This is a genomic window from Nocardioides sp. Z13_37 (genome assembly GCF_058355585.1).
The window spans coordinates 89,056-100,999 of sequence record NZ_JBZGDV010000006.1 but is presented as its reverse complement, the minus strand read 5'-3'; the positions used below and the strand labels follow the sequence as shown (position 1 = coordinate 100,999).

Genomic DNA, 11,944 nt, shown 5'->3' with positions numbered 1-11,944 from the left:
GGCGACCGCGTAGGGGCGCAAGGACGACGGAGTCGCCATCAGCTGGGGCTACTCTCCCCGGATGGCGACCGACGGCGTGCTGCGCGCGATGCGCGCGTCCGACGTGCCGGCGGTGATCGACATCCAGGAGCCCGCGTCCGTCGCCGGCCTGTCAGGGGTGTTCCCGCAGGACGTCCATCCGTTCCCGCGCGAGGCCGTGGCCGAGCGGTGGTGCGCGGAGATCGCCGACCCCGCCGTCGAGTGCTTCGTGATCGAGCGGGCGGGCGCCGTCGCCGGCTTCGCGGCCCTGGCCGGTGACGAGGTCAGGCACTTCGGTGTCGCTGTCGAGGAATGGGGGAGCGGCCTGGCGACGGTTGCCCACGACGCGCTCCTGGCCCGGCTGGCGGTCGCCGGCGTCAGGCGCCCATGGCTGCGGTGCTACGCGGCCAACCCGCGCGGACGCGCGTTCTGGGAGAAGCACGGGTGGCGTGCGACGGGCGAGCGCAGCCGCGGCTCCGTGCCGCCCCACGCCGAGCTGCTCACCTACGTCCACGACCCCGGGTCGCCCTGACCGCTGCACGCCCGCCGTCGAGACAGGCGAGCCCAGGAGAGGCCCGCCCTCACCCCTCCAGGACGGGCAGCTCGGCCTCGTCGGCGTCCAGGCCGGTGCGCTCGAGGTAGAGGTCGAGTGCCACCACGCCGAAGGGCTCGCCGAGCCCGCAGCCGATCTCGGCGTCGGGGAAGGCGCGGAGGACATCCGGGTCCGCCAGCACCGCGTCGTACGCCGACTGCCCGTGCGCGATCACCCAGCTCCGGTAGTCGGTGCCGAGGTCGGTGCCGAGCCCGAGCCCCGGGGCGCACACGTCGTCGGCGACGTCGGCCACGACGGCGAGCTGCTCGTTGGGCTGGACGAACGAGCGGTGGAAGCGCTCGATCCGGCCCGTGCCGTAGGAGTCGAGCAGGTGGCGGAGGGCCTCGGCCTGCGCGACGTCACCGTCCTGCGCGATGACGCAGGAGGCGTGCACGATGGTCCAGAAGTCGGCGTCCGCTGCGGTCGACGGCGAGCAGTAGGGCGGCGGATCGTCCCCCGGCACCCAGGCCTCCGTGGTGACCGGCTGGACGGGGTCGCCCGAGCAGCCCGCCGTCGCGCCGATGCACAGCGCGACCAGGCACGCCGCCGCCACCGTGCGCAGACGCTCGACCGCAGACATGGCGGAGATCCCGCGAGCACCACGGACGCCCGGGGGAGCGATCGGCGTACGCACCGCCGATAGGCTGCAATCCACTCGACGCACCACCCGTCCCACTCTCGAAGGATCACCCATGGCCGGCGGACTGTTCGCCCTCCTCGACGACGTCGCCGCGCTCGCGCGCATCGCTGCAGCCAGCGTGGACGACGTCGGTGCCGCCGCCGCTCGCGCGAGCGTGAAGGCCGCCGGCGTGGTCGTCGACGACACCGCCGTCACCCCCCAGTACCTCCACGGGTCGCCCGCCGCGCGGGAGCTGCCGATCATCAAGAAGATCGCGATCGGCTCGCTGCGCAACAAGCTGCTCTTCATCCTGCCCGCCGCGGTGCTGCTGGGGCAGTTCCTTCCCCAGTTGCTCCCGGCCATCCTCATCTTCGGCGGTGGCTTCCTCGCCTACGAGGGGGCGCACAAGGTGTGGGAGAAGGTCCGCGGCCACGAGCCGGTGGCGGCGGAGGCCGAGGACGAGCTCACCAGCACGGGCGAGCTGAGCCCCGAGCACGAGGCGAAGACGGTCAGCGGCGCCATCCGCACCGACTTCATCCTCAGCGCCGAGATCATGGTCATCGCGCTCAAGGAGGTCGTCGGGTCCGACCCCGACGCGTCCATCTGGATGCGGGCGATCGTCCTGGCCGTCGTCGCGGTGCTCATCACGGTGCTGGTCTACGGCGTGGTCGCGCTCATCGTGAAGATGGACGACGTCGGCCTGCACCTCGCGGAGAAGCCGTCGAAGCGGTCGCAGCGGGTCGGGCTCGCACTGGTCTCCGCCATGCCGCGGCTGCTCACCGCGATCTCGCTCATCGGCACGCTGGCCATGCTGTGGGTGGGCGGGCACATCTTCCTGGTCAGCCTCTACGAGATCGGCGGGCACGACGGGCTGCTCGAGGGCACGGCCATCGGCGACGTGCTGCACGCGCCGTACGACCTCGTGCACCGCTGGGAGGTCGACGTCCACGACGCCGTGGGCGGCGCGTTCGGCGGGCTCGTCGGCTGGCTGCTCAACACCGTCCTGTCCGGTCTCGTCGGCCTCGTCGTCGGTGGGATCGTGCTGGCCGCGCTGCACGCCGTCGGCATCGGGGGCGGCCACGGCGCGGAGCACGACGCCGAGCACGGCGCCGAGGAAGGCGTGACGGACGGCGTGGAGGACGGCGCCGAGGACGGTGCGAGGGACGGCGACGAGCACGGCAGGGCCGCCGGTTCGACGGCCGTCGACCCGCCCGCCGGGGATTCTCCGAATCCCTGAGGCCGGTCCTACTCTCTTCTGGTCCGCGCGGGAGATCCCGAGGACGCACAGATGTGCGGCGCAGACGGCTGAACCACACCAGGAGACAACTGATGGACTTCAAGGTCGCCGACCTCACCCTCGCCGCCTACGGCCGCAAGGAGATCGAGCTCGCCGAGCACGAGATGCCCGGTCTGATGGCCATGCGCGAGCGCTACGGCAAGGACCAGCCGCTCAAGGGCGCGCGCATCGCCGGCTCGCTGCACATGACGATCCAGACGGCCGTGCTGATCGAGACCCTCGCGGCTCTCGGCGCAGACATCCGCTGGGCCACCTGCAACATCTTCTCCACCCAGGACCACGCCGCCGCCGCGGTCGTCGTCGGGCGTGACGGCACGCCCGAGGACCCCCAGGGCGTCCCGGTCTTCGCGTGGAAGGGCGAGACCCTCGCCGAGTACTGGGACGAGGCCGAGAAGGTCTTCGACTTCGCCGAGGGCGGGCCCAACATGCTCCTCGACGACGGCGGCGACATCACGATGCTGCTGCACCTCGGCGTCGAGTACGAGAAGGCGGGCGCCGTCCCGTCGCAGGACTCCACCGACAACGAGGAGTTCAAGGAGGTGCTGCGCGTCCTGGCCCGCTCGCTCGAGGCCGACCCGCAGCGCTGGACCAAGCGCGCACCGCTCGTCAAGGGCGTCTCCGAGGAGACGACCACCGGAGTGCTGCGCCTCTACGAGCGCTTCAAGGACGGCACCCTGCTGTTCCCGGCGATCAACGTCAACGACTCGGTCACCAAGTCCAAGTTCGACAACAAGTACGGCTGCCGCCACTCGCTGATCGACGGCATCAACCGCGCCACCGACGTGATGATCGGCGGCAAGGTCGCCGTCGTCTGCGGCTACGGCGACGTCGGCAAGGGCTGCGCGGAGTCGCTGCGCGGTCAGGGCGCTCGCGTCATCGTCACCGAGATCGACCCGATCTGCGCGCTCCAGGCTGCGATGGACGGCTACGAGGTGCGCCGCCTCGAGTCGGTCGTCGAGACCGCCGACATCTTCATCACCACCACCGGCAACTTCGACATCATCACCGTGGAGCACTTCCACAAGATGAAGCACCAGGCGATCGTCGGCAACATCGGTCACTTCGACAACGAGATCAACATGGCCGGCCTGGCCAGGATCCCCGGCATCGTCAAGGACGAGATCAAGCCGCAGGTCCACCAGTGGATCTTCCCCGCCGAGGACGGCAAGCCCGGCAAGAAGGTCATCGTGCTGTCCGAGGGCCGCCTGCTCAACCTGGGCAACGCCACCGGCCACCCGTCGTTCGTGATGTCCAACTCCTTCACCAACCAGGTGCTGGCGCAGATCGAGCTGTTCTCCAAGGCCGACTCCTACGAGCTGGGCGTCCACGTGCTGCCCAAGCACCTCGACGAGGAGGTCGCCCGGCTCCACCTCGACGCCCTCGGCGTCGAGCTGACCGAGCTCACCAAGGAGCAGGCCGCCTACCTCGGCGTCCCGGTGGAGGGCCCGTTCAAGTCCGACCACTACCGCTATTGAGCCGACCCCGATTCGTGCCGTCGGGTCATGGCGCCAGCCCTACACTGGCGCCATGACCGACGTTGCCGAGCCCGCGCGCGGCAGCGTGCTCGTCGTGGACGACGACGCCTCCCTGGCGGAGATGCTCTCCATCGTGCTGCGCCAGGAGGGCTTCGACAGCCGCATCGTGGGCCGCGGCGACGTGGCCCTCGACGCGTTTCGTGACTACCGGCCGGACCTGGTGCTGCTCGACCTGATGCTGCCCGGCAAGGACGGCATCGACGTGTGCAAGGAGATCCGCGCCGAGTCCGGCGTGCCGATCGTGATGCTCACCGCCAAGGGCGACACCGTCGACGTGGTCGTCGGACTCGAGTCCGGCGCCGACGACTACATCGTCAAGCCGTTCAAGCCCAAGGAGCTCATCGCCCGGGTACGCGCGCGGGTGCGCCGCAACGACGTCACGGCCGACGAGGGCCTGACCATCGGCGACGTGTCGATCGACGTCGCCGGGCACTCGGTGACCCGCAACGGCGAGCCGATCAACCTCACCCCCCTTGAGTTCGACCTGCTGGTGTGCCTGGCCCGCAAGCCGTGGCAGGTCTTCACCCGCGAGGTGCTGCTGGAGCAGGTCTGGGGCTACCGGCACAGCGCGGACACCCGGCTGGTCAACGTGCACGTGCAGCGGTTGCGCTCCAAGGTGGAGCACGACCCGGAGAACCCCGAGGTCGTGCTGACCGTGCGCGGCGTCGGCTACAAGGCCGGCAAGTCCTAGGCGACCCGCGGTGAGCATGCTCGACCGGCTCCCACCGGTGCTGCGGCGCGGGCCCGCCTTCTGGCGGCGCTCGGTGCAGGCGCGCGTCGTGGTGAGCACGGTCCTGCTGTCCGCGGCGGTCGTGGGCATCGTCGGCTGGTTCCTGATGCAGCAGACGCGCGACGGCCTGCTCGACCACCGCGTCGAGGCCGTCGTGCAGGAGGCCGAGGGTGAGACCGAGGCCGCCCGCGCCGCGCTCGCCGCGGCTCCCGCGCTCGACGTCAATGAGTCGGCGCAGCAGCAGGCGCTCGTCGAGCCCATCCAGGCGCGCGGTGCGACCCGCGGCTTCGCCGTCGTGCTGTCGCCGCCCATCGGTGAGGGACTCCGCCTGGCCGACGGCGGCGCCAAGTTCACCGAGGGGCTCGACCTCTCCAGCGTGCCCGAGACGCTGGAGGCCCGCTTCGACGAGGTCTCCCCGACGGCGTGGACCTACACCGACATCCGCACCACCCGCCCGATCCAGGGCCTGCTCGAGGGCCCGGGCATCGTGGTCGGCAGCCAGGTGCGGCTGCCGGCCGACGACAACACCTACACCCTCTACTACCTCTACCCGCTCGCCGAGCAGCAGGAGACGCTCGCCCTGGTCGGCCGCGCCCTGCTCATCGCGGGCGTGCCGCTGCTGCTCCTGGTGGCCGGCCTGACCTGGCTCGTCACCCGGCAGGTGGTGACCCCGATCCGGATGGCACGCCGCGTCGCCGAGCGCCTCGCGGCCGGCCAGCTGCAGGAGCGGCTGCGGGTCACCGGGGAGGACGACCTGGCCCGGCTGGCGACGTCGTTCAACCAGATGGCCTCCAACCTGCAGAAGCAGATCCGCCAGCTCGAGGAGCTCAGCCGGCTCCAGCGGCGCTTCGTCTCCGACGTCTCCCACGAGCTGCGCACCCCGATCACCACCGTCCGGATGGCCAGTGACGTGATCCACGACGCCCGGCCGCACCTCGACCCGGTCACCGGTCGCGCGGCGGAGCTGCTGCAGAAAGAGCTCGACCGGTTCGAGACGCTGCTCGCCGACCTGCTCGAGATCAGCCGCTTCGACGCCGGCGCGGCCGTGCTCGAGGCCGAGGACGTCGACCTCGTCGACGTCGCCCGACGCGTGGTCGACATGACGTCGGTGCTCGCCGCCCAGCGCGACACCCGCGTCGTGCTGCACGACCCCGGCGTGCCGTGCGTCGCCGAGGCCGACGTACGCCGCGTGGAGCGCATCGTGCGCAACCTGGTCACCAACGCCATCGACCACGCGGAGAGCCGCGACGTCGACATCTACGTCGGCGCCGAGGGCCAGTCGGCCGCGATCGCGGTGCGCGACCACGGCGTCGGCCTCGGTCCCGGCGAGTCGGCGATGGTCTTCAACCGCTTCTGGCGCGCCGACCCCGCGCGCGCCCGCACGAGCGGCGGCACCGGGCTCGGGCTGTCGATCTCGCTCGAGGACACCCACCTCCACGGCGGCTGGCTCCAGGCGTGGGGCCGCCCCGGCGAGGGCGCCCAGTTCCGGCTCACCCTGCCGCGTCACCTCGGCACCCAGCTGCGCCACTCGCCGCTGCCGCTGGTGCCCCTCGACGCCCGGGAGACCGCATGAACGCGCGGCGCGTGGTGCGTGCGACGGGCGCGATCGCGGTCGCGGTCCTGCTCGCCGGATGCGTGCGCATGCCCGTCGACGGCCCGGTCGTGGAGTCGGAGGTCACCACCGACAGCGACGACGCGCCCGGCATCTCCTACGACCCGCGTCCGCCGCAGGCCGGCGAGTCGACCGGGGAGATCGTCGACGGCTTCTTCGAGGCGATGAAGGCGACCCCCGTGCGCCCCAGCGTCGCGCGGCAGTTCCTCACGCTCGAGGCCGCCGAGGCGTGGGCGCCCGAGCAGCAGATCATGACCTACGCCGAGCTCGGCGACGCCACCGCCGGCACGTCGGTCCGGGTGCCCCTCAACGAGGTCAACCGCTATGACGCCCGTGGGTCCTGGAAGCGCACCCAGGCGGCCACCTCCATCCCGCTCCGCCTCGTCGAGGAGGGCGGCGAGTGGCGCATCGACGACGTGCCCGACGCGCTGATCGTCCCGGCCTCGTGGTTCGACGACTGGTACGAGCGCGCCTCGCTCTACTACTTCGACCCGACGACCGAGGTGCTCGTCCCCGAGCCGGTCTTCGTCCCGCGGGGAGACCAGTTCGCCTCCTCGCTCGTGCGCGGCCTGCTCACCGGCTCCTCGCAGGACCGGCGCGACGTCACCCGCAGCTACTTCCCGCCCGGCACCACCCACGGCCTCGTGCCGATCACCTCGGGCGTCGCCGAGGTGTCGCTGTCGGGCGACCCGGACGCGGTCGACGAGCTGACCGCCCAGCGGATGCTGGCCCAGCTGGTGTGGACCCTGCGGCAGGAGCCGCGCATCAGCGCCGTGCAGCTCAGCATCGGCGGGCGCACCATCGCCGGGCCCAGCGGCTCCCCGCAGGTCAGTCTCCAGTTCGGCGGGGCCTACGACCCCAACGGCGTCCCCGCCAGCACCGACCTGTTCGCCCTCGACCGCGGACGGGTCGTCAGCGGCCGGATGGACGAGCTGGTCCCCACGGCCGGCCCGCTGGGGCAGGAGGACTCCGGCTACGACCTGCGCTCCATCGGGGTCAGCCTCACCGGCTCGCGGGTCGCCGGGGTCAGCGCCACCGGCACCGACCTGGTGCTGGCCCCCACCGACGCGCCCTCCGGCGAGGTCGCGACCGTCCTGGTCGGGGCCGTCGACCTGACCGCCCCGCACTGGGACTACCGCGACCGGATCTGGGTGCTCGACCGGGGCAACGGCCGGGCCCGGGTGGTCCAGGTCGTCGACGGGGTCGCCGGCGAGGTCGTCGTGCCCGGGCTCAGCGGCCGGCGGATCACCGACCTGGTCGTCTCGCGCGACGGTACCCGGCTCGTCGGCGTCGCCCGGGGCCGCAAGGTCGACCGGGTGGTGTCGGTCCGGATCCGGCACGACGCCGCGGGCGTCGTCATCGGCTTCACGCAACCGCAGACGCTCGCGCTGCCTGCTGAGGGCAGTGCCCGGATCCGCGACGTCGGCTGGCGCTCGCCCACCACGGTCTCGGTGCTGAGCGTCATCAACGACGACTACTCCGACGTGCGCACGCTCGCGGTGGACGGTGCCCCCGGCGAGATCGCCGCGGGCGGCGCGACCCTGCTGCGCGGTCCCACCCGGGTGCTCGTGTCGAGCCCCGCCGACGGCGAGGTCTACGCCCTGGCGGGGCGCGCCGTCACGAGCGTGACCCGCCCCGAGCGCGCGGTGCCCGACCTGCCCCAGGGCCTGCGCGCGCTGACCTACGTCGGCTGATCCACAGCCGCCGCGACGGGGGTTGTCGTCGTACGCCCCGGGCTGCTGGCATGGCGGCGTGCTCGACGAGGCGCTCGACCTGTTCCTCGGCAGCCGGTGCGTGGGGTGCGACCTCCCGGGCCGGATGCTGTGCCCGGCGTGCCGTGGCGGGCTGTCGCCCACCGCGCGGGTCGCGTGGCCCTCGCCCGTCCCCGAAGGGCTGGTGCCGCCGTGGGTCGCGGAGTCCTACGACGGCGCCGTCCGCGCCCTGGTGGTCGGCCACAAGGACCGCGGCCAGTGGGGGCACCGGCGGGTGCTCGGCGACCTGCTCGCCCGGTCCGTGCGCGGCGCCGCGGCCGGGCTCGACCCCCGCGTCCCGCTGCTGCTCGTCCCGGTCCCGTCGCGCCCCGGCGCCGGTCGCCGCCGCGGCTACGAGGCCACGGCGGCGCTCGCGCGGGCGGCGGCGTGGCGCCTGCGGGGCGAGCGTCCGGTCGAGGTCGCCGCGCTGCTCGTCTCGCGGGGGGCCGAGGACCAGGCCGGCCTCGACGCGGCGGGCCGTGCGGCCAACATCGCGGGCTCGATGCACTGCCCCTCCCGCGCGCTGGCCCGCGTGGCTCGCCGGCGCCGCGCGGCCTTCGTCGTGGTCTGCGACGACGTGGTGACCACCGGGTCGACCGCCCGGGAGGCCCAGCGGGCGCTCGCGGCGGTGGGCTTGCCACCGGTCGCGGTCGCCGCCGTGGCGGGCACGCGACGGCGTGCTCCGGAGGGCCGATCCGACGGTGGCTCGGACGGTGGTTCGACTGGTGACCCCGCTGTTGGTTCCCGGCTCGGGAGGGGCTAGCGTCTTGTCATGGAGTCCGCCCGGGTCCGTGGTTGCGTCACGGAGAGGGCTGTGCGCCGCACCGCGAGGTGGGACGCCAGGCCAGACCCGTGGCAAGCCGATGCCAGTCGCAGGCGAAACGGTCCACGTAAGTCCCCGGGCACTGCGGTGCTCTGCAGCGCGCTGCCCGGCGGACGATCACGGTGCGGCTTAGAAGTAAGTCCTGCCCCGTCTCCGGCACCAGATGTGCCGGATGCCGGGAGAAGGCCAGTAGTGACGGAGAAGTTGCGAACGTCTCAGCAGGCGGTTGTGGGGTCGAAGACCAGGTCGGCCGGGCGGGCTCCATCCCACCCCGCCGCGGCGGGTGTGCCGCCGCGGCTACCTGGAAGGGTGCGGACCGTTCGCTAGTTGAGGAGGTTCACATGGAGGTTGTGGTCACGGGGCGGCACTGCGAGGTGTCCGACCGGTTCCGCGAGCACGTGTCCGAGAAGCTCACCCGCCTGGAGAAGCACGATCACCGCATCATGCGCGTGCAGGTCGAGGTGGCAGTGGAGAAGAACCCCCGCCAGGCCGACCGGTCCACCAAGGTCGAGCTCACCGCGTTCTCGAAGGGTCCGGTGATCCGGGCCGAGGCAGCGGCCGAGGACAAGATGGGGGCGCTCGACCTGGCCCTCGACAAGATGCAGGCGCAGATGCGCCGCGCCGCCGACCGGCGCCGGGTCCACAAGGGACGCAACGAGCACCTGTCGGTGGGTGAGGCGCTGGCCGCGCTGCCCGAGGTGGACGACACCGCCGACGCCGACGCCGACTCCGAGGTGGTCGAGCACAAGGTCGGACCGATCACCGTGACCGGCGAGGGTCCGCTCGTGGTGCGCGAGAAGTCGCACAGCGCGTCCCCGATGACCCTCGACCAGGCGCTCTACGAGATGGAGCTCGTCGGGCACGACTTCTACCTGTTCGTCGACAAGGAGAGTGAGCGGCCGGCGGTCGTCTACCGCCGCCGCGGCTACGACTACGGCGTGATCTCGCTCGAGCTCGACTGACGCGGCGCGTGCCCCCGGTCACGCGCGCATGACATGATGCGCGCGTGACCGAGGCAACAGCAGCTGGCACCGAACCCGTCCGTGTCCTGGTGGTCGACGACCAGGAGCTGTTCCGCCGCGGCCTGATCATGCTGCTGGGCGGCGACAGCGACATCGAGGTGGTCGGCGAGGCCGCCGACGGCGTCACCGCGACCGAGCTGGCGATCACCACGGCGCCCGACGTGATCCTCCTCGACGTACGCATGCCGCGCCGCACCGGCGTCGAGGCCTGCCGGGCGATCAAGGAGGCCGTCCCGGCCACCAAGATCATCATGCTCACCGTCTCCGACGAGGAGGCCGACCTCTACGAGTCGGTCAAGAACGGCGCGGCCGGCTACCTGCTCAAGGACTCCTCGATCGAGGAGGTCGCCCAGGCGGTCCGCGTGGTCAACGAGGGACAGTCGCTGATCAGCCCGTCGATGGCCGTCAAGCTCATCGACGAGTTCAAGCAGATGTCCAAGCCCGAGCGCGAGCAGGGTCCGGCGCTGCGGCTCACCGAGCGCGAGCTCGAGGTCCTCCGGCTGGTGGCCAAGGGCCTCAACAACCGCGAGGTCGCCAAGGAGCTCTTCATCTCGGAGAACACCGTGAAGAACCACGTGCGCAACATCCTGGAGAAGCTGCAGCTCCACTCCCGCATGGAGGCGGTCATGTACGCCATGCGCGAGAAGCTGCTCGACCTGCCCTGACCGGCGGCTGACGGTGTCGGTCCCGACTGGTTGAGTGCACGCCGTGGACCAGCTCACGCAGCTCCAGGCCCGGCGCATCGCGCTGGCCGCGCAGGGCTTCACCGACCGCACGCACGCCACGCCGTCCATGGCGACGCTCGAGCGCACGCTCACGCGCACCGGCGTGCTGCAGGTCGACTCGGTCAACGTGCTCCAGCGCGCGCACTTCATGCCGCTCTACTCGCGGATGGGCGCCTACGACGTCGACCTGCTGCGTCGCGCGCAGACTCACACGCCGCGCCGGCCGCGCCGGCTCGTGGAGTACTGGGCGCACGTGCAGGCGCTGATGCCGGTCGAGCTCTGGCCGCTCATGCGCCACCGCATGGACAAGTACCGCGGCGAGCGCGGCAAGTGGGGGTTCATCGCCGACCCGAGGCTCGAGCCGCGGGTGCTCGACGCCGTGCGCGAGCGCGGGCCGGTGACGGCACGCGACCTCGAGGACGAGCTCAGCACCGGCCCCCGCACCAAGGAGCACTGGGGCTGGAACTGGTCCGAGGCCCGCAAGGTCCTCGACTACCTCTACCTCGTGGGCGACGTCGCGGTGGCCGGGCGCAACAGCCAGTTCGAGGTGGTCTACGACCTGCCCGAGCGGGTGCTCCCCGCCGCCGTCCTCGCCGCGCCCACTCCCACCCCGCAGCAGGCGGTCACCGAGCTCGTCCGCAGGGCGGCCCGCTCGCACGGCGTCGCGAGCGCCGCGTGCCTGGCCGACTACTACCGGCTGCGGCTGCAGCCCGCACCGGGGAAGGCGAGCGCGAAGGCCGCCGTCGACGAGCTGGTGGAGTCCGGCGAGCTGACCCCGGTCGCGGTGCAGGGATGGAGGCGCCGGGCCTACCTCCACCGCGACGCCCGGCTGCCGCGCCGCGTCGCCGCACGCGCCCTGCTCAGCCCGTTCGACCCCGTGGTGTGGGAGCGCAGCAGGGCCGAGGCCCTGTTCGACTTCTTCTACCGCATCGAGATCTACGTGCCGGCCGAGAAGCGGGTCCACGGCTACTACGTGCTGCCGTTCCTCCTCGGCGACCGCCTGGTCGCCCGGGTCGACCTCAAGGCCGACCGGGCGTCCGGGCGCCTGCTCGTCCCGGGCGCCTTCGCCGAGGCGTGCGCCCCGCTGGAGACGGCCGACGAGCTCGCGGTCGAGCTGCGCCGGCTGTCCGGATGGCTGGGCCTGGACGACGTGATCGTGGGGGAGCGGGGCGACCTGTCGCGCGCATTGGGAGCGGCATTGTCGAGGTAGGTACAGTTAC

General features: G+C 72.3%; 11 protein-coding genes. 10 read left to right on the top strand and 1 reads right to left on the bottom strand.

Translation table 11 applies throughout. From position 1 onward, the window contains the following. Positions 1-61: 61 nt before the first annotated feature. Positions 62-550, top strand: a complete 489-nt coding sequence (locus AC4H2S_RS14940; RefSeq protein ID WP_491497761.1) for a GNAT family N-acetyltransferase — start codon at positions 62-64, stop codon at positions 548-550. Between the two features lie 49 nt (positions 551-599). On the opposite strand, the gene AC4H2S_RS14935 is transcribed toward AC4H2S_RS14940, so the two are convergent. Further along, entirely contained in the window at positions 600-1,190 is a 591-nt protein-coding gene (locus AC4H2S_RS14935) for a DUF4240 domain-containing protein (RefSeq protein WP_491497760.1), read from the bottom strand. Positions 1,191-1,302: 112 nt separating this feature from the next. Here AC4H2S_RS14935 and AC4H2S_RS14930 point away from each other — a divergent pair, with 112 nt between their 5' ends. The 9 genes from AC4H2S_RS14930 to AC4H2S_RS14890 all read left to right on the top strand — a co-directional run bounded on the left by AC4H2S_RS14930 (position 1,303) and on the right by AC4H2S_RS14890 (position 11,934). Continuing rightward, a complete protein-coding gene (locus AC4H2S_RS14930; protein WP_491497759.1) occupies positions 1,303-2,466 on the top strand; it encodes a DUF808 domain-containing protein in 1,164 nt (387 codons plus the stop codon). A 92-nt stretch (positions 2,467-2,558) separates the two neighbouring features. Beyond that, positions 2,559-4,001, top strand: a complete 1,443-nt coding sequence (ahcY, locus tag AC4H2S_RS14925; protein WP_491497758.1) for an adenosylhomocysteinase — start codon at positions 2,559-2,561, stop codon at positions 3,999-4,001. A 52-nt stretch (positions 4,002-4,053) separates the two neighbouring features. After that, complete coding sequence (mtrA, locus tag AC4H2S_RS14920; RefSeq protein WP_491497757.1) at positions 4,054-4,752, top strand: MtrAB system response regulator MtrA; 699 nt, start codon at positions 4,054-4,056, stop codon at positions 4,750-4,752. Between the two features lie 16 nt (positions 4,753-4,768). Beyond that, the gene (gene mtrB, locus AC4H2S_RS14915; RefSeq protein ID WP_491497944.1) at positions 4,769-6,364 is read left to right on the top strand and encodes an MtrAB system histidine kinase MtrB; all 1,596 of its coding nucleotides are present in this window, start codon (positions 4,769-4,771) and stop codon (positions 6,362-6,364) included. Continuing rightward, complete coding sequence (locus AC4H2S_RS14910) at positions 6,361-8,097, top strand: LpqB family beta-propeller domain-containing protein (protein WP_491497756.1); 1,737 nt, start codon at positions 6,361-6,363, stop codon at positions 8,095-8,097. The genes mtrB and AC4H2S_RS14910 overlap by 4 nt, the downstream gene beginning before the upstream one ends. Before the next feature lie 58 nt (positions 8,098-8,155). After that, on the top strand, positions 8,156-8,917 hold the full coding sequence (locus tag AC4H2S_RS14905) for a ComF family protein (RefSeq protein ID WP_491497755.1): 762 nt from the start codon (positions 8,156-8,158) through the stop codon (positions 8,915-8,917). A gap of 401 nt (positions 8,918-9,318) precedes the next feature. Next, entirely contained in the window at positions 9,319-9,939 is a 621-nt protein-coding gene (gene hpf, locus AC4H2S_RS14900; protein ID WP_491497754.1) for a ribosome hibernation-promoting factor, HPF/YfiA family, read from the top strand. 44 nt (positions 9,940-9,983) lie between these two features. Then, the gene (locus AC4H2S_RS14895) at positions 9,984-10,664 is read left to right on the top strand and encodes a response regulator (protein WP_491497753.1); all 681 of its coding nucleotides are present in this window, start codon (positions 9,984-9,986) and stop codon (positions 10,662-10,664) included. Positions 10,665-10,707: 43 nt separating this feature from the next. Continuing rightward, entirely contained in the window at positions 10,708-11,934 is a 1,227-nt protein-coding gene (locus AC4H2S_RS14890) for a winged helix-turn-helix domain-containing protein (RefSeq protein WP_491497752.1), read from the top strand. The last annotated feature ends 10 nt before the right edge of the window (positions 11,935-11,944 follow it).